Raw genomic sequence first — 17,961 nt, 5'->3', positions numbered from 1 at the left:
GAGTGTGCAACAGTCGGACCAACGACACATGTCGGAGCTTAATCTGCAGCGCCCGAGGCGCGACCTCACCCTCCGCCCTGCGCGATCGGGGGAGGTTTTTGAGGCCTTGAAGCGGGACATCATGCTCGGGCAGCTCTCATCAGGCGAGCCGCTGGTGGAGCTTGAGCTTGCCGCCCGCTTCGGGTGCAGCCAGGGGCCGGTCCGCGAGGCCCTCCTGCAACTGCAGGAGGAAGGGCTAGTCATTCGGCAAGGGCATCGTGGTACGCGCGTTTCCGAGTGCACAGCCGACGAGGCGGTGGAGATGTTCCGACTGCGGCAGTCGATCGAGTGCCGTAGCGTTGTCCGGGTGCTCCAGCATCCAAGCCGGACCCTCGTCTCCGAACTCAGGCAGCTCGTCCACGCCATGGAGGATGCAGCCCGCTCCGGCGATGAGTACCAGTTGGCGGAGCTAGACCGTGATTTTCATAGAAGGCTGCTGAAAGACGCGAATCTGCCGGCGCTGGAGCCGATCCTGCACCGGTGCCTGGTGCACAATCATCGCTTCAAGATTTCCCAATCGGACGCGCCGCGCGATCTCGTGGCGACCGCCCGCCGTCACATCTCGATCGTCGATGCCATTGAGCGCGGAGACACGCCTACCGCGTCACAAGCGCTGGCCCATCACATTGCGACCATCGTCGATCTCGGTCCGAAGGTCTTTATGATGGGGGACCAGTGATGCTCGAAAGCCCTCACGATCTCTGCAACAGGCTGGCGCCGGAGATGGCGGCGCTCTTGGAGCAGATGGCCGGGGAGGGGGCTCAGGCGGATCCGACGCTGTTGCCTGCCGCCGAGGGACGGGCCCTTGCAGCACAGGGTAATGCGCGCTGGAATGTCGATCTTCCGGCCATGGCGCGAATACACGAATACGTTGTGCCAGCCAATTCAAGCCTCGGCTCGGCAGAGTGCCCCGCGAGGATATTGGTTCCCGCGAACAGCGAGCCGGGCGCGCTGTTGTTCGTGCATGGCGGCGGTTTCGCATTCTGCAGCCCGGAGACGCATGAGCGGTGCGCTCGGGTCCTTGCCGTCGAGACCTGCCTGCCGGTCATCGTGGCTGACTACAGGCTGGCCCCGGAACACCCGTATCCCGCCGGACTTCAGGATACTGTGGCCTGTCTGCGTGCCTTGCGATCCGACCCGGTGGCATTAGGACTTGAGGCCGGTCCCCTGTTGATTTCCGGCGACTCCGCGGGAGCAAATCTGGCTTTGGCGGCCATGATCCATGAGCAGCGGCTGGGGCACGCGCTCCCTGACGGCGGCCTGTTCTTCTACGGGGTCTATTCGGCCGATCATGGTTCACCATCGCACCGGCGGTTCGCCGACGGGCCGGGGCTGACGTCAGGCAAGATGAGCCGCTACTGGGACTGGTATGTGCCGGATGCGGCTGTCCGGTCGGACCCTCTGGCCGCCCCTCTTGAAGCCTCCGATTCCGAGTTGCTGGCATTGCCGCCTCTATGGCTCTTGGCCGCCGGGATCGACCCGCTTTTGTCCGATACTCTGGCTCTGGCACGACGCCTTGAGGCGTTGGGGCGTAACGACCCTGTCGTGGTTGTGCCCGGCGTCGTGCACGGGTTCCTGCAAATGACCGTGTCCCTTGAAGCGGCACGGAAGGCCTTGGCCGAGGCTGGAGCAGCGGCCCGGAGGTTGGCACAGACCAACCGTTGAAAGCGGAGGAAGCGATGAAACGTCTGGTGAAAAAATTTCTAACGGCCTGCAGTTTAGCGGCAGGATTGGCCGTAGCGGGCGGAGCGCAAGCCGAGACGGTGCGCTTCTGGTATCACTTCGACAATCCGGACAATCCGATGTCGAAGCTCGTCGAGAAGTTTCAGGCCAAGAATCCCGGCATCAAGATCGAAGCCGAGAATATTCCCTGGAACAGCTACTACGACAATCTCTACACATCTATCGTCGGCGGCAATGCACCGGACGCGGCGATGGTCAAACTCTTCGCTCAACCGCGCCTTGTCGAGATGGGCGCACTCGAGCCGGTCGGGAAGCAGATCGATGCGTGGCCGGGCAAAGCCGACCTCCTCGACAATCTTCTAGAGCTCAACAAGGGTCCGAACGGACAGCAATACTACCTGCCCATCCAATACGTGGTGCTCTATCTCTATTACCGGCCGGATCTCTTCAAAGCTGCGGGCCTTGAGCCCCCGAAAACCTGTGACGACTTCCTGACTGCAGCAAAAGCCCTGACCAAAGCACCCGACATTTACGGGTTTGGCTTCCGCGGCGGGAAGGGAGGCTGGGATCAGTGGGGCACCTTTGTACTTTCGGGTGGGGCGAAGTTCGAAAAGGGTGGTCTCACGACGTCTCAAGCCATCAAAGCCAATCAATGGCTGATCGACCTCTATCGGGTCCAAAAGGTGTTTCCGCCATCCGCCCCTAACGACGGGTTCCAGGAAATCCTTGGCGCCTTCAAGAGCGGCAAGACGGCTATGACCATTCACCACATCGGCTCGTCGGCCGATATCGTGAAGGCGCTCGGCGACAAGGTCTCTGCCGCGCCGGTTCCCCGTTGCGGCGACCGCGCCTGGACGTCTTATGGCGACGAGTCGCTTGCCATCTTCTCGTCTTCGAAAGCGAAAGATGCGGCATGGAAGTGGATCTCGTTCCTCGCGGAGGGCGAGAACAACGTGCTCTTCAATCAAGCGACAGGGCAGCTGACCGTCACGAAGAGCGGTTCCAAGGACTGGAAGCTCCACGAGCAGCGTTTCGTGGATGCGACCGTCGCCTCGCTTCCGTTCGCAGCCGTGCTGCCCCAGACGTCGGCCACGGCCGATTTCGTCAACACGGTGTGGCCGACCAGCATGCAGCGGGCCCTCACGGGCCAGATCACCTCCGAGCAGATGATGAAAGAGATCGAGGCGCTCCTCGCCTCGCAGTAATCGCACCGACTGCGCCCGAAAGGGCGCAGTCTCTCCCGTTCCGACGAAAGATCTGGCGCGATGACGCTATCCGTGGCCTTGCCGAACCAAGCCGCCCCGGCTCACTCGTGGCGCAACCGCTTGTTGCCGTATGCTTTGCTGACGCCGGCGGTCGTGGTGACCATCATCATCGTGTTCCTGCCGATGATCGAGGCTGTGGTAACGAGCCTCTACGAATTCGTATTGTTTCGGCCGAATGCCGCTCGCTTCGTCGGCCTCGGCAACTACATCAAGCTCGTCCAAGACCCCGTCTTCTGGATAACCCTCGGCCATACGGCCATCTGGATCGGGCTGACGGTGCCCTTGCAGATGGGGCTCGGTCTCGTCGCCGCGCTGGTCCTCAATCGGGAGTTCCCCTGGCGCGGCTTGGCACGGGCTCTGGTCATCATTCCATGGGCTCTCCCGAGCGTCGTCATTGCGCTCATGTGGCGCTGGATCTACGACGCCAATACCGGCGTACTGAATGAAATCCTGCTCCGGCTCGCGATGATCCAATCAGCGGTGCCTTGGCTCGCGGATCCGGACAAAGCCCTCTACGCCGTCATCGCCACGCTGACCTGGCAGGGCTTCCCTTTCTTTGCCGTGATGATCTTGGCCGGATTACAGGGCATTCCCAAAAGCCGGTACGAGGCAGCGTCAATCGACGGCGCTAGCGCCTGGAGACAGTTTCGTCACGTCACCCTGCCGGGGATCGCCGGGGTTCTCGCCACCGCCGGTCTCCTGCGCATCATCTGGGTCGCCAACTCAATTGACGTGATCTTTGTCATGACGGGAGGCGGGCCTGGTTATGCCACCCAAACGCTGCCTCTCTACGCATTCGTCAAAGCGCGCCAGAACCTCGACTTCGGCTACGGGACGACGATCGCGGTCATGTTCACACTGCTCCTTGCCGGTGTTGTGGCGGTTTACATTGCGCGAACCTCAGGGGAGGCCGAGCGATGATCGGGAAGCCGACACTGTCGAGACGGATACTGACGACTGACTTGCCGGCTCTTGGGATCGTGCTTCTTGCGATTGGTCCCTTCGCGTGGATGGTCCTGACATCCGTTACGCCGCAAGAGAGGCTGGCGGCCTTGGGTGTTTCCATTGTCCCGAGCGATTGGTCGCTTGAGAACTATGTCCGCCTTGTCTCCCGCACGTCGTTCCTTGGCAATATGGGCCATAGCCTGATCGTGGCGACCGGGACGATGGTGCTGGGTCTCGTCGTCTCCGTGACCGCTGCCTACGCGTTCTCGCGTTTCCGGTTCCCCGGCCGGCGGCTGCTGATGCTGCAGTTCCTGCTTGTGAACATGTTTCCTGTGGTCCTGCTCATTCTGCCGCTGTTCGTGCTGATGAGGCGCATCGGGCTTCTTGATACGCATGCTGCCCTGATCATCGCCAACGCGACTGTCGCGATCCCATTCTCGGTCTGGATGCTGACGAGCTACATCAACGCGATCCCCAAAAGCCTTGATGAAGCGGCAATGACCGATGGCTGTACGCGTCTGCAGGCTCTTCGGCGCGTGATCCTGCCGCTGGCGATGCCCGGGATCGTTTCGACCGGGATCTATATCTTCATCACGGCTTGGAACGAGTACCTTTATGCCCTGACTCTGGGTGGTCGCAACGTGCGCACGGTCACCGTCGCCGTTCAGACCCTGATCGGCGAGTACCAGATCGAGTGGGGCTTGCTCTCGGCCGGTGGCGTCGTCGGTGCCCTGCCGGCGACCATCCTCTTTCTTATCGCTCAGCGCCGTCTCATCGGCGGGCTCACCCAGGGCGCCGTCAAGGGATGACCGGGCGCCAAGTATTCAAAACAAGGACGAACATGAATCCGGTTGGCCTAATCTCGATGCAGTATGCACGTCCGTTCACGGCCGAGCACTTTCCTCTCTTCGGCCGCATGAAGTCGCTGGGTTTCGACTTCGTCGAGCTCCTCGTGCCTGAGCCCGCCGAGATCGATCTTGCTGCCGCCCGTCGCGCACTTGATGACGCGGGCGTGGAGGTGGTGCTCGCAGCCCGGGTCAACTTGCAGCGGAACCTGGCGAGTGGCGATCCGACGGCCCATCAAGCCGGTGTTGACTACTTGCGTTATGCTGCTGACTGCGCGGCAGCGCTGGGCGCTAAAATTGTCGGCGGCCCACTGACTGGTAATCCGCTCGTTTTCGCGGGTCGTCCACCGGCGCCGGTGGACGAGGCTGAAAGGTTAGCTCGTAAGGAACGGTGCGTGTCTGGCCTGAGGCAAGCCGGGGATCACGCTGGCGCCGTTGGAATAAAGCTGGCCGTCGAGCCGCTCAACCGCTTCGAAAGCGATGTTCTTTGCACGACCGCACAAGCGATCGAGCTGCTGGATGCCGTCGACCACCCGTCGGTCGGGCTCATGCTCGACACCTTCCACATGCATATGGAGGAGGCGTCGATCCCCGAGGCTATTCGCCTCGCTGGTTCCCGCACGATTCACTTTCAAGCGAACGAAAACCATCGCGGCTTCCTCGGGACCGGCGCGACCAACTGGGTCGAGGTGTGTCGCGCGCTCCATGACGTCGATTATCACGGGCCGATCTCACTGGAGCCTTTCCGCCGAGACGACGACCGCTTCGGCGTGCCATTCGCACAGTGGCGCCCGCCCCACGAAGACGAGAGCGAGCGTCTCGCCGCGAGCGTCTCATTCCTGAAATCCCACCTCACCCTCACGAGATATCGGCGATGACTCTTAAGATCGGCTGGATTGGCTGCGGCACGCATGCCACCCAGATGTTGCTCCCTCAACTCCTTCGGCACGACGTGGAGATCGCGGCTTTGTGCGACGTCGATGGAACACGACTGGCTCAGGCGGGCCGCCAGTTCGGTGTGAGCAAGCTCACATCGGATGCGAGGGAACTCATCGACTCCCGCGGCATCGACGTGGTCGGTATGGCAGTTGGACCGGATCAGCACCTGGTCTTCGGCAAGGCTGCATTGGAGCGTGGACTTCCTGTCTTCATGGAAAAGCCACCTGCGGCGACCGCAGAGGGCGCTCGTGAACTCCTAAGAGCATCGGAGCGGGCCAACAAGCCGTTGGTGCTGGGCTTCATGAAGCGATACTCTATCGGCAATAGGATCGCTCACAACATTATCGCCTCTGGTCGCTTTGGGCGCGTTCTTGGGCTGACTGGCTATTACATGACGGCCCCGACCTACTTTGCGGGGAACGTGGATTACACAGGTTTCTTTCTGCACCACTGTGTCCACTACATGGATCTGGTCTCATTCCTCGTCTCGCCGGTCCGCTCGATGAGCGCCCGCAAGGTCGAGGCGGCCCCCGGACGCATCCTCTTTCATGTCAACTTCGACTTCGAATGCGGTGCGATCGGTACCATCGCGATGGGTACAGTCCAGTCACGCGGGGCTCCCGTGGAGCGCGTCGAGCTGATGGGGGATCACCAGCGGCTCGAAGTCGATGACGTCATTGAGGTGCGCTGGAACCGGAATCCGCCCTTCAAGACCGATGATCTTGGGGCGACGTTGGCCGAAGATGTCGACACGCTGACGTGGAAACCCAACTTCACTGCGGCAGCGAACGAGGATCACAAGGGCTACCACGCCTTGTTGACCGACGGGATAAAGCTCTTCAAGGGAGAGGCGTCTGCCGCACCGACGATTGCTGACGGTGTTCCAGCCATGGAGCGCTTAGAGAAGCTCCGGCAGTTGCTTGACCTCTGATCGGTTCATTCTCTGGCGCGCAACTTGGATCCTGCTCGGGGAGCGGAGCTCTTTGGAGTGCGCCCCTGAGGGTGGACACTGGCCAGGCTGCCGTTTTGCCAGTCTGCCGGATGTGATGATCCTCGAACTGCCGGGGGTGAGATACCCAGCTCCGAATGAAGCCTGCGTTTGTTGTAGACCTCCTCAATGAGTGAAGACTAATTTGGGCCTCGTTGGAACCGCCGAATCTGGGCGGCGTTTACGACGCGCAACCCGCGTCATGTTCCGCGGGGCTTAGAACCCGCGCAGCCAAACTTAATGCTCCGGGCGACGTACGCGCTGGCGATACTCAGCCGCAGGACGCTGAGGCCAGGGCTTCGCCCCATCAACCGCGTCAGTAAAACTGAAAAGGAGCATGAATATGCCAGTTCCACGGTCCGACGCGTCGTCAAGAACAGTAAAGGCGGTGAGTGTCGCCGATTACATCGTCGATCGACTGGCTACAGAAGGGATCGAACACTGCTTTGGCGTTGCCGGCGATTATGCGTTTCCGATCTGTAACGCGGTTGACAGTAGTGCAAAAATCAAATGGATCGGTTGTGCCAACGAATTGAATGCATCTTACGCCGCCGACGGCTACGCGCGCATCCGGGGCGCAGCGATGTTGGTGACGACCTATGGCGTCGGCGAACTCTCGGCCATAAACGGCGTAATGGGCGCGAAGGCGGAACGATCACTGGTTTTTCACGTCGTCGGAATGCCATCCTATCAAAATCAGCGCGTACACAAGATCGCCCATCATACGCTCGGTGACGGCGTGTTCGGCAATTTCGTTGCGCTGTCCGCCGACGCAGCGTGCTGTCACGCGGTCATCAATCCGGAAAACTGCGTCGTCGAAATGGAGCGCGTCATCGCGGAGGCGCGCCGCAACAATCAGCCGGCCTATATCGCCGTGCCGTCGGACTACGCGCTATCCCCCGTCGTGCCGGTTGACGTGAAGCCGATCGTGCCACGATCAAACGAGGCAGCGTTACAAAAGGCGATGGCGATTATCGCTGAGCGCGTCGACAAAGCAAAATCCGTCGTCGCGTTTCCGGCCTCCACAGTTTCGCGGCTTGGCTTGCAAAAGCAGGCACAGAAGGCGATCGAAGCGTTGGGCTGTCCTTTTGTCACAACGCTCATGGAAAAATGCTCGATCGACGAGGGGCATCCGCAGTTTGCCGGCATATATGCCGGCGCGGTGTCAGAGCTGGACACGCGGCATATCGTCGAAAGCGCCGATATCGTCCTCGATCTGGGCGGCGTTAATTTGAACGACATCACCACGGCTGCCTATTCCAGCCACCTCGATCTGTCCCGGTTTATTACCGTCGGCCTCGACGACGTCAGGATCGGCGACCAAGTTATCGCCAATGTCCGGCTTGCGGACGTTCTGTCTGAGCTGGCCAAGTTCAAACGATCATCGGCGCCATACCGGGCAAAACCGCAGGCGCTTGCGCCGGTAAACGGCAACCCATCCGACAAGATCACGATGGCGGCGCTTTATCCGCGCTACGCGGCATTCCTGCGCGCCGGGGACACGGTCGTTCTCGAGACCGGGAGTTCAAGCCTCGGTATGACGCCAACGATCCTTCCGGACGGTGTGCGGGTGGAAGCGCAAGTTCTGTGGGGTTCGATCGGGTGGGCGACCCCGGCCGCCCTCGGTGTCGCGCTTGCCGATCCGAGTCGGCGCACAATTCTGATCACGGGCGAAGGCTCGCATCAACTGACTGCGAACGACATCGGCGCAATGGGACGGTTCGGAGCAAACGTTATTGTCTTCGTACTCAACAATGGTGGTTATCTTGTCGAGCGGGCGTTGGAGGAAAATCCGAACTGGACCTACAACGACCTCGCGCCTTGGAATTACGCCGAATTACCCAAGACGCTTGGTTGCGCCGACTGGTTCACCGCTCGTGTGACCACGCTCGGCGAACTCGATGAAGCGATGAAGTCGGCGCGCGCCAGCAAATCCGGCGCCTATATCGAAATCATGGGCGGCAAGATGGATATGCCGCCGGCTCTCGCCTTCGCCCATGGCCAGCTGAAGGCCATGTACGGCGACACGCCAGTGCGGGCCGGTGACTCCGTCGGGAGATGACGTGGCCGGCGCGAGGCCGACCACGGGGCGTTCTTAGCGGAGTTTTGCCTTCGCCTTCTCGATGCCGGCATTTGCGCATTCTTCATCGAGGTGGCCCCCAGGCGCTCCGCCAACGCCGACCGCGCCGATCACCTCATCGCCGACCTTCACCGGAACGCCGCCGCCAAGCAGCAGGAAACCCTCGATCGAGGCGAGGTGACGAGCTGCGGGGTTCTTCTCGGCGTTTTCCATGATGGCAGTGGTGTTGTTGCGCGCGGAAGCCGCGGTGTAGGCTTTGGCGCGGCTCGCCTCGATGGTGTGCGGTCCCGCTTTGTCGGTGAGCAGTACGGCACGGACGAGGCCGGCGCGGTCCACGACCGTGGCTGTCACGCTGAAGTTCTTGGCGGCGCACGCCTCGACGGCGCCCTCGGCGATTTCCTGCGCGATGCTGAGCGGCAGGTTACGCTCCTGCAGAACTTGGGCACTGGCGGCCGCGGGGATCAGGGCGAGCGCGGCGATGGTGGCGAGGCGGAATTTCGACATGGACCTTCTCCGATGAGGCTTCACACAAGCGAGCCGTTTTGTTCGACGGGGAGAAGTTAACGCGCCATCGCGGAGCGGGTTATCGGGACGCCGCCGGAGCGGGCTCCGTAAATCTACGGAGGCGCGCCTCGCTCGGGATCCGCCAGCACCATGCGCACCAATTCGGCGATGGAATTCGTGCCAAGCTTCTCCGCGAGATTCGCCCGGTGGGTTTCGACCGTCCGGGGAGAGAGATCGAGCGCCCGCGCGATTTCCTTCGTCGCCCAGCCGCGCGCGACCATATCGAGCACCTCGCGCTCGCGCGGCGTCAGGCGCGCGAGGAGGGCGCTTAGCTCGCCCCGTTCCGCCTGCTGACGGGTGCGCTCGTGGAGGCGGGCGAAGCCCACGCCCACCGCCTCGATCAGCACCTGCTCGTCCACGGGTTTCGCCAGAAAATCGACCGCGCCGCCTTTGAAGGCGCGACGGCAGGCATTCACGTCGCCGTGGCCCGTGATGACGACCAGGGGCATCCGGTCACCCTCGGCTGTGAGGCGCTCCAGCAGTTGCAGGCCCGATAGCCCCGGCATGCGAATATCGGCCACGATGCAGCCAAGCTTCTCGCGGTTCGGGCGTTCGAGAAAGGCGAGGGCGTTCGGAAACGCCTCGACGGAAAAGCCGACAGTGCGCAGGAGAAGACCGAGGGCGTCCCTGACATCCTCGTCGTCGTCGATCAGGAAGACCGTTTGCTGCGAGGGCTTCATTCGGCGGCGGCTCCCAAGGTCCCGGAAAGCGCGGGAAGGTAGATCGTGAAAGCCGCGCCCTGAATCGCGCCGTTCTCAGCTGTGATCCGCCCGCCGAAAGCCTCGACGAGACGCTCGCACAGGGACAGGCCGAGGCCCATCCCATCCGCTTTGGTCGTGAAGAAGGGTTCGAACAGACGCGGCAGGTTCGCGGCCGGTATGCCGGGGCCTGCATCGGACACCACGATGACAGCGTCCGTGCCCTCCCAGGCAGTGGCGAGCGTGATGATGCGCCGCTCCTCCGGCACGGGTTCAACCGCATCGGCGGCATTGCGGATGAGGTTGAGAACGACCTGCTCGATGGACACGCGGTCAATCGCGCTCAGGGGAGAGTTGGGGCCGATTTCGAGTCGGAGCGTGATGCCGCGGCTCTCAAGATCGTGCCGGGACAAGGCGGCGACGTTCCGGACCAGCAGGTTGAGATCCGTGGCCTCGACGGCGGGGCCTTTGTTGGACACATAGGCCCTGAGCCGCGCCAGAATGTCGCCGGCGCGTTTCGCATGCCGCACATTGGCTTCAAGAACGCCGATGATCTGCGCAGGCTCCTCCGACGCGTGGGCCAGGCGAAGCCCGGCCTGGCTCTGGCTAAGGATCGCGGTGAGTGGTTGCGTGAGCTCATGGGCGATGCCGGACGCCATTTCGCCGACCGTATTCACCCGCATGGCATGGGCAAGCCGCGCCTCATGCTCGCGCAGGCGCTCCCGCGCGGAGGCTTCCTTCGCAACGCGCCGCTCCCGAAGGACGAAGGCGAGAAGGACGACGCCGAGGCCGGCGGCAATCGCCAGGATTGCGAGAGCGGCAGGCGGCAGCAGGTCTTCCATCGCGGGTTGCTGTTGCAACCGCAGGACGAGCGGTTGGGAGCGGCTGCCGAGGGCTTTCTCGAAGACGAAGGCTGGAACGATTCCGCTGGAATGCGGTGGTTCATCGGTTTGCAGAACGACCCTTCCGGACGGATCGAGCAGGATCAGGAAAGTGCTCGGCGATAACCCGCCCTCGGGCTCCACCAGCCGTCTGGCGTCAATGGTCATCGCGACCGCGCCGACGGAGGCAAGCCCCGGGGGAAGCCGCTTGACCAGTTCGTAGGCCGCGTTGCGGTGATCCCCCGACACCACAACGGCCTGTCCTGGCGATAGCGCGCGGGCTTGGGCCGCCAAAACACCTGCATCCACGCCCGGGTTCAGCTCGCGGGTGGTGAACGTGATCGCCGGCGTGGGATCCAGGCTCAGAACGTCGATGGCTGCGATGCGCGGGTAGAATCGCAGCACCGCTTCGGCGACCGCGCGCAGGGTCGAAAAGGACGGATCGGCGTTCGACAGGACCGCCGCAATGCTGGTCAGGTGCGCATCGTGCTGGTCCACGCGCTGCGATATGACCCGGTACAGCGCACTCGCATCAGTATCGAAGGCGTCGCGCAGGCGCGCATAGCTCGTGAGAGCCACCAGCGTCGCGATGGTGAATACCAATGCCAACCAGAGGCCGACGAGCCCGAGAATGCGCCTGTTCATGTTTCAAGATCAGCGACAACCATGCTGGTCAGGGTACCCGGTTCATGCGTTGACGTCGATGTTCCTGCTGGCGCCGACGGACGTGACCGTACGGATGCGTCACCAAGTCTTGTCCAATTTCGGTTGCGGAGAGCGGAACCCACCGAGGGCCGCCTCCGGCTTGAACCGCCCGAATGGTTGGCCGCTTCCACAACACACGCGTGTCGAACTTTCCGGGAACTTTTCTGACGAAGCTCCATCCAATCGAATGTGCCGGGCATTCGCCGGGTCAAGAGAGAGGATGACGTTATGTTTCTCCGCTTCGTTGCCGCTGCTGCCATCGCGGCGTTCACCATGCCGGCTCTCGCTGCCGATCAGGTCGAAAAGGCCCCGCCGACAGGCTCCTATAAAAAAGTGAGCGAGCTTGTGAAGCTGCCGGACTTCCTGCCTGGACTCGGTCAGCTCTATGTCGATCCCAAAACCCTGCCGGCCGGCCCGTTCCTGGCCTACGACCGCGACGGCCGCCTCGTCAGCACGGTCTACATGCTCCCCATCGAGGATCTCGCGAACAAGGACAAACGCTTCGACAACCTCGCCGCACCCGGCGGCAAAGTTGACCACGTCGATGTCTATTACAATGCCGGCCATCCTGGCGTCGAGAAGCCTCACGCTCATGTGGTGTTGTGGCATGTTTCGAAGACGGATGAAGCGCGGGTGGCGGCAAAATGATGTTATCCAGGCGCCATATTCTAGGGATCGGCGGGGTTCTCCTCGCCTCTCCCCTGTACGGCAGAGCCGCCGCACAGGGTGCGAGCCCCCAAATCGAGATCCGGATGCAAGGAAACGCCGATGGCTCTCAGGTCTGGTTCGATCCCATCGGGATCCGCATTCGGCCTGGCCAGACCATTCGGTGGATCAATCTCGATCCCGGAAACGCCCACACATCCACGGCCTACCATCCGCAGAACGACGCGCACTCGCTTCGCATCCCCGAGCGAGCCGCTCCGTGGAACTCGGACTACCTGCTTCCGCAGGAAAGCTTTTCTGTCACCTTCACCTTAGAGGGAATCTACGATTACTTCTGCCTCCCCCATGAACATGCTGGAATGGTGGGGCGGATCGTTGTGGGGCAGCCGAGTGGGCCGCCGGCAAAAGGCGTGGCGTCGCCCGCGCAACCAGGCACCGAACCAATACCCGAGGCGGCGGTGCGTGCATTCCCGTCCGTCGATGAGATCATGCAGCGCGGCATCGTTCGTCGAACCTGAGCCGACCCCATGGGGTTGGAATCTTAAGGCCCTATATTCTCATCGCCGGACATGGAGCTTGACCATGCAATCTGGAGCCGCCGCAGCCTCACGGCTGGACGATTTGAGTGATATGGCGCTGGTCGAACGGGCGCGGGGTCGGGATGGCGCGGCCTTCGGTCTGATCATGCAGAGATACAACCGCCGCCTGTACCGCGTCGCGCGCAGCGTCCTTCGCGACGATACCGAGGCCGAGGACGTGGTCCAGGAAACCTACCTGCGCGCGTTCACCCACCTCGGAGGGTTCCGGGGCGACGCAACCCTGTCGACCTGGCTGACGCGCATCGCTCTCAATGAGGCACTCGGTCGGCTCCGGCATCAGCGCCCGGCTGTCGAGTTGAAGCACCTCGATACCATCAATGAGCAAGGAGAAGCCCGCGTGATCGTTCTCCCGACGGGCCGCCACCACAGCGACCCGGAAGTCGCGGCGGCCCGATCCGAAATCCGCCGCTTGCTCGAACGGGCCGTGGATCAATTGCCGGATCCGTTCCGCGTCGTGTTCGTGCTGCGGGATATCGAGGAGATGAGCATCGAGGAGACTGCCTCGCAGCTCGGCCTGAAACCCGAGACGGTGAAGACGAGACTCCATCGCGCCCGGCACATCCTCCGGCGGGCTCTCAACGAGACGCTCTCATCGGCGCTCGTTGACGTGTTTCCGTTTGCAGGTGCCCGCTGCGGGCGGATCACTCGGGCCGTCCTGGAGCGGCTCGGCATTCCAGATCCGCCAAAGAAATGATCGGCTCAGCGCCGCGACGATCGGGCCAATGCACGTCTCATGCGGCGACGCACTCCACCTTTGCCGGCTTGCCGAGCGCGGCGCGTCTCGCAGCGCCGATGTCGCCTGCGACCCAGTGGGGGCGGCAGACCGAGACGTAGCGGCTGTCGCCGCCGATTTCGACGACCTCTCCGGTCTTCACCGCGTTGCCATCCAGGTCGTAGCGCAGAATCATCGTGGCCTTGCGTCCGCAATGGCAGAGCTGTTTGATTTCCTTGATGTCCTCCGCCAGCGCCAGAAGGGTGCAGATCGCAGGGCTGAACAATTCGCCGAAAACGTTGTTCTTCAGGCCGTAGGTCATCACCGGGATCTTCAACTCGTCGACGATCCGCGCGGCCTGCCAGATGTGCTCAGACGTCATGAATTGCACTTCGTCAATCAGAACCACCGTCACCGGGGTCTTTGCATGAACCTCTCCGACGATGGCCGCCAGATCATCGCTGTGCCGAAGCGGAATGGCGTCCGCGGAAAGTCCGATCCGCGATGACACCCTGCCAACGCCCGCGCGGTCGTCCAGAGCGCTCGTGAACAGCATGACCAGGCCACCATTCTCGATGTAATTGTACCGGACTTGCAGCAGCTGGGTCGTCTTGCCGGCGTTCATCACCGAGAAGTGAAAGTGCAGTTTGGCCATGAATGCGCCCTTCGGGCTTCGAATCTGAAAATTGGCCGCCAGAGTCCCTTACCGGGCCCCCTGACTCAAGGCCTCGGCCGACCACGCCGGGCCAATCCCCACAGGACAATCGTCCCGGCGAACGCGATCTGCCTCGGATTTCGCCGTTCCGAAATGCGTGGTGTGTCCCAGAACACTCTAGCATGGAATGGCTCGGTGTTGACTTAAGGGAAGGTTGGGGTGGTGTTTCGTCAGAGGAGGAGCTCTTTGGCAATATTGAATAAAAGCAATGCCTCCGCCGCAAAATTAGGGGTGGCGTCACAATTTTTCATGCCCTATTGCGAGTATAACTCCCTTGTTCGTCCGCGAAACTACTTCGAGCATCAGCATGCGCGCCCTTGATCCGGCTACGCTCGGAGCTTCCTCCGTCATGCTTTGCGCATTGATGGGCGGTCTGTTGCTTTTTTCCTGGGCACAGAATCGGAAGATTCGCGCTTTGGGATGGTGGGGGGCGAGTTCCCTCCTGGGTTCAATCGGCGTGGCTTTCATCGGCTTACAGAACTTCTCCTCCCCCGAGCCGAACCGCGCGATCCTGATCGGCAACGCACTCGTCGCCATCAGCATGGGGCTGCTCTATTGCGGGTGTCGGGTTTTCAACGGACGCCCGTTAGAGCCGTTCCGCGGGCTGATCGGATTGGTCGCGTGGCTCACCGCCTGGCCGTTCGTTGAAAGCATCTTCAGCCAACGGCTGGCCCTGATGGCGGCGATCTCCGGCTCCTATCTCGCCTTGTCCGCTTGGGAGTTATTGAAACATGCCCCTCAACGCCTGATGTCGCAACGGGCCGCTGTCGTGGTGTTTTTCACGGCCGCGATTTTTTGTGCCTTGCGCGGGCTCGTCGGCCCCTTTCTCAACGCGGGTCCGTGGATCGATGTTCTGGCCAGCCGCTGGTCCTCGGAATTGGCGTTGCTGAACATGTTCTACGTTCCAACGAGTGCCGTGCTGCTCCTCTCGATGGCCAAGGAGCGGCTCGAATACGAATCCCGGCAGGCGGCTCTCCTCGACCCATTGACCCTGATCCCAAACCGGCGGGCCTTCTTTCTCGATGCGGAAAAGTTGGCCTCCCGCTACGGCGATGCGCCTTTGAGCTGCCTGGTGTTCGACCTCGATAACTTCAAGCAGATCAATGACGCGCACGGGCATCCCACGGGCGATGCGGTTCTTCAGACATTCGCGCGAGTTCTCGCCGAGCAACTCCCGGTTTGCGCTTTCGGACGGCTTGGAGGCGAGGAATTCGCCGCGATTATCCAGGCGGAGGCAGCAGAGGCGCAACGGGTCGGGGAACAGGTGAGGGTGGTTTTCGCACAGGACCGCCTCGATGAGGTGCAATCACGGATTCATGCCACCGTCAGCGTCGGTCATGCGACCGCCACCGGAATATCCCCGCAGGAGCTGCTCTCTCGGGCCGACGCGGCGCTCTATCAGGCCAAGGCTCGCGGCCGCAACAGGGTGGCGAGCCTTGAACATGAGGGTTCCGGCTCGGTCCGCCGGCTTCATCGGGATCCCGGCTTTCAGACGTAAACCGAACTCTTCAGATATACCCTCTCTGCAATAAAGGCCTTTGCCGGCAAATAAGTGGAGCTTCCTGATTTTGGGGGATTTCTTTCGCCAACTTCATTATTAGCCGGCAATCAGATTGCCGGGCCGCGCCAGGAGGATTAAGCAGATAGGTTCATCTTATCTGCTGTCTTGAGGAATGAATGTCCGCGACCTCCGTCCTGATCCACCTTCTCGGTGAGATTGCCCTGCTCTTGTGGGGCATCAACATGGTCAATAGCGGGGTTCAGCGCGCTTTTGGCAGCGATCTCCGGTGGATCCTCGGGGTAGGTCTGCGCACGCGCCTGCGCGCATTCCTGGCAGGGGTGGGCGTCACGACTGTTCTGCAGAGCAGCACGGCGACGGCGCTGATGGTGGCGTCCTTCACGGCCGGGGGCGCGGTCGATCTCGTGCCGGCGCTGGCCGTGATGCTCGGCGCGAATGTTGGCACGACCCTGATCGTTCAGGTCCTGTCCTTCGACATCAGCCTGATTTTCCCGGTGCTCATTTTCGGCGGATTTATCGCCTTCCGCCGCGGAACGTCGAGCCGCGCCCGGGATCTGGGGCGCGTCACCATCGGGCTTGGCCTGATGCTGCTTTCCCTCCACTTGCTGAGCGAAACGATTCGACCGATCGAGTCCTCTGTCGCTCTCAAGAGCCTCCTCGCCGCCATTGCGCCGGATACGCTGATCCTCGTGCTTCTCGCGGCCGCCTTCGCCTGGGCGGCCCATTCCAGCGTCGCGGCGATGCTGTTCATCATGTCCCTGGCCAGTGCCGGGGTTATCGATGCGCATGCGGCGCTCGCCATGGTTCTGGGGGCTAATCTCGGCAGTGCGCTCAATCCGCTGCTCGAAGGAACTGGTGGAGACCCGGTCAAGCGTCGCGTCCCTGCGGGAAATCTGGCCATCCGGGTCGTCGGCTGCGTCGTGGCGTTGCCTTTGCTCGATCCGATGTTGAAGTACATGACTATGTTCGACCCCAACCCATCGCGGTTGGCAGCGAACTTCCACACGCTGTTCAATGTGGTGCTGGCGGCGATCTTCATCTTGCCGCTGCCCTGGATCGCGAAACTGCTGCTGCAGTTCTTCCCCGAGAAGCTGCGAGCGTCCGATCCCAGCGTGCCGCAATATCTCGACACGGACGCGCTTGATACGCCCTCCGTCGCGTTGTCGAACGCCGCCCGCGAGGTGTTGCGCATGGCCGATACGGTCGAGACCATGTTGCGCGGCTCGCAGGACCTCTTCCACGAGGACGATATCAGCCGGGTCGATGTGGTCAGCCGCACCGACGACGTGGTCGATCACCTCTACAGCGCGATCCGGCGCTATCTGAGTTCCATCAACCACGAGGCCTTGAGCGATGCGGAAGCCAAGCGTCTGTCCGACATCCTGGCCTTCGCCATCAACCTGGAACATGTGGGCGATATCATCGACAAGAATCTGATGGAGCTTGCCTCGAAGCGCATCAAGAATCACCTGCGCTTGCCGAAGGACAGCCTGGCCGACATCAACAGCATGCACGCGAAGTTGCTGGAGCATCTGCAACTCGCGGCCTCGGTCCTGATGTTCCAGGACATCGGCTCGGCGCGAAAGCTCGTCGCCGAAAAGGAACGCTTCCGCGATCTGGAGCGCGCGATCACCCAACGAAATCTCGAACAGCTCCGTTCGGGCAATACCATGGGCGACACGAGCGCGCTGCAGCTCGATATCGTCCGCGATCTGAAGCGTATCGAGGCTCACATCGCGGCGACGGGACACTCCCTTCTGGAGGAGAGCGGCGACCTCAAGCCGAGCCGCTTGACGTCGTAACGGAGCTAGAACCAGCCATTCCGTCTCAATGTGGTCAATGCGTGCCAGTCGACGTACCGGACTCGTTCCGGTAGGCCGATGTCTCGCCTTTCATGGTCGGAGAGATCGCTCGGGTCGAGAAACGGGCCCTTGTGATGCCGTGGGGCAGGGCTTAACCACAGTTTCAAACGGCAGCAGATGCTCTCCACGCCGTGCAAGCGATGGACCTGTTCGTATCTCATGACGATCACCGATTTCGTTCTGTCCAAAGGCTCCCAAGCCCTCTGGAATGCCCCGACAAGGTGCGCCTGAAGAACCCATCTTGACAAAGCGAAAG

Annotated in this window: 17 protein-coding genes; 13 read left to right on the top strand and 4 right to left on the bottom strand. The window is 61.9% G+C overall.

What is annotated here, in order from left to right; all coding sequences use genetic code 11:
* The first annotated feature begins 28 nt into the window (after positions 1 to 28).
* The 8 genes from I2H38_RS14500 to I2H38_RS14465 all read left to right on the top strand — a co-directional run bounded on the left by I2H38_RS14500 (position 29) and on the right by I2H38_RS14465 (position 8,766).
* The gene (locus I2H38_RS14500; protein WP_196272577.1) at positions 29 to 718 is read left to right on the top strand and encodes a GntR family transcriptional regulator; all 690 of its coding nucleotides are present in this window, start codon (positions 29 to 31) and stop codon (positions 716 to 718) included.
* Positions 718 to 1,704 carry an alpha/beta hydrolase gene (locus I2H38_RS14495; RefSeq protein ID WP_196272576.1) on the top strand — a complete coding sequence of 329 codons (987 nt, stop codon included), beginning with the start codon at positions 718 to 720 and terminating at the stop codon, positions 1,702 to 1,704. The genes I2H38_RS14500 and I2H38_RS14495 overlap by 1 nt, the downstream gene beginning before the upstream one ends.
* A gap of 14 nt (positions 1,705 to 1,718) precedes the next feature.
* Entirely contained in the window at positions 1,719 to 2,927 is a 1,209-nt protein-coding gene (locus I2H38_RS14490) for an ABC transporter substrate-binding protein (RefSeq protein WP_196272575.1), read from the top strand.
* Positions 2,928 to 2,987: 60 nt separating this feature from the next.
* A complete protein-coding gene (locus I2H38_RS14485) occupies positions 2,988 to 3,908 on the top strand; it encodes a carbohydrate ABC transporter permease (protein WP_196272574.1) in 921 nt (306 codons plus the stop codon).
* Positions 3,905 to 4,741 carry a carbohydrate ABC transporter permease gene (locus I2H38_RS14480; RefSeq protein ID WP_196272573.1) on the top strand — a complete coding sequence of 279 codons (837 nt, stop codon included), beginning with the start codon at positions 3,905 to 3,907 and terminating at the stop codon, positions 4,739 to 4,741. Before I2H38_RS14485 ends, I2H38_RS14480 begins: the two co-directional genes overlap by 4 nt.
* A 32-nt stretch (positions 4,742 to 4,773) precedes the next feature.
* Positions 4,774 to 5,655: a sugar phosphate isomerase/epimerase family protein gene (locus I2H38_RS14475; protein WP_196272572.1), complete on the top strand. Its 882-nt coding sequence runs from the start codon at positions 4,774 to 4,776 to the stop codon at positions 5,653 to 5,655.
* Positions 5,652 to 6,647: a Gfo/Idh/MocA family protein gene (locus tag I2H38_RS14470; protein ID WP_196272571.1), complete on the top strand. Its 996-nt coding sequence runs from the start codon at positions 5,652 to 5,654 to the stop codon at positions 6,645 to 6,647. Before I2H38_RS14475 ends, I2H38_RS14470 begins: the two co-directional genes overlap by 4 nt.
* A gap of 445 nt (positions 6,648 to 7,092) precedes the next feature.
* Positions 7,093 to 8,766, top strand: coding sequence for an alpha-keto acid decarboxylase family protein (locus I2H38_RS14465; protein WP_210324815.1), 1,674 nt, complete (start codon positions 7,093 to 7,095; stop codon positions 8,764 to 8,766).
* 33 nt (positions 8,767 to 8,799) lie between these two features.
* Here I2H38_RS14465 and I2H38_RS14460 read toward each other — a convergent pair whose 3' ends face one another.
* The 3 genes from I2H38_RS14460 to I2H38_RS14450 all read right to left on the bottom strand — a co-directional run bounded on the left by I2H38_RS14460 (position 8,800) and on the right by I2H38_RS14450 (position 11,572).
* Complete coding sequence (locus tag I2H38_RS14460; protein ID WP_196272569.1) at positions 8,800 to 9,288, bottom strand: GlcG/HbpS family heme-binding protein; 489 nt, start codon at positions 9,286 to 9,288, stop codon at positions 8,800 to 8,802.
* 113 nt (positions 9,289 to 9,401) lie between these two features.
* Entirely contained in the window at positions 9,402 to 10,028 is a 627-nt protein-coding gene (locus tag I2H38_RS14455) for a response regulator transcription factor (RefSeq protein WP_196272568.1), read from the bottom strand.
* Positions 10,025 to 11,572, bottom strand: coding sequence for a sensor histidine kinase (locus I2H38_RS14450; RefSeq protein ID WP_196272567.1), 1,548 nt, complete (start codon positions 11,570 to 11,572; stop codon positions 10,025 to 10,027). Before I2H38_RS14450 ends, I2H38_RS14455 begins: the two co-directional genes overlap by 4 nt.
* A gap of 288 nt (positions 11,573 to 11,860) precedes the next feature.
* Here I2H38_RS14450 and I2H38_RS14445 point away from each other — a divergent pair, with 288 nt between their 5' ends.
* The 3 genes from I2H38_RS14445 (at position 11,861) to I2H38_RS14435 (ending at position 13,591) form a co-directional block, all read left to right on the top strand.
* Positions 11,861 to 12,280, top strand: coding sequence for a DUF5602 domain-containing protein (locus tag I2H38_RS14445; protein WP_196272566.1), 420 nt, complete (start codon positions 11,861 to 11,863; stop codon positions 12,278 to 12,280).
* Entirely contained in the window at positions 12,277 to 12,816 is a 540-nt protein-coding gene (locus tag I2H38_RS14440; protein WP_196272565.1) for a plastocyanin/azurin family copper-binding protein, read from the top strand. Before I2H38_RS14445 ends, I2H38_RS14440 begins: the two co-directional genes overlap by 4 nt.
* 64 nt (positions 12,817 to 12,880) lie before the next feature.
* Positions 12,881 to 13,591, top strand: coding sequence for an RNA polymerase sigma factor (locus I2H38_RS14435; protein ID WP_196272564.1), 711 nt, complete (start codon positions 12,881 to 12,883; stop codon positions 13,589 to 13,591).
* 37 nt (positions 13,592 to 13,628) lie between these two features.
* Here I2H38_RS14435 and I2H38_RS14430 read toward each other — a convergent pair whose 3' ends face one another.
* Positions 13,629 to 14,264, bottom strand: coding sequence for a thymidine kinase (locus I2H38_RS14430; protein ID WP_196272563.1), 636 nt, complete (start codon positions 14,262 to 14,264; stop codon positions 13,629 to 13,631).
* Between the two features lie 517 nt (positions 14,265 to 14,781).
* Here I2H38_RS14430 and I2H38_RS21415 point away from each other — a divergent pair.
* Positions 14,782 to 15,822, top strand: a complete 1,041-nt coding sequence (locus tag I2H38_RS21415; RefSeq protein ID WP_196272562.1) for a GGDEF domain-containing protein — start codon at positions 14,782 to 14,784, stop codon at positions 15,820 to 15,822.
* A 179-nt stretch (positions 15,823 to 16,001) separates the two neighbouring features.
* Complete coding sequence (locus I2H38_RS14420) at positions 16,002 to 17,645, top strand: Na/Pi cotransporter family protein (protein ID WP_196272561.1); 1,644 nt, start codon at positions 16,002 to 16,004, stop codon at positions 17,643 to 17,645.
* Positions 17,646 to 17,961: the final 316 nt, after the last annotated feature.

This window comes from Microvirga alba (genome assembly GCF_015694465.1).
GTDB classification, from domain to species: Bacteria; Pseudomonadota; Alphaproteobacteria; order Rhizobiales; family Beijerinckiaceae; genus Microvirga; species Microvirga alba.
The sequence above is the reverse complement of the archived record's forward strand: the minus strand, read 5'-3'. Positions and strand labels throughout refer to the sequence as shown.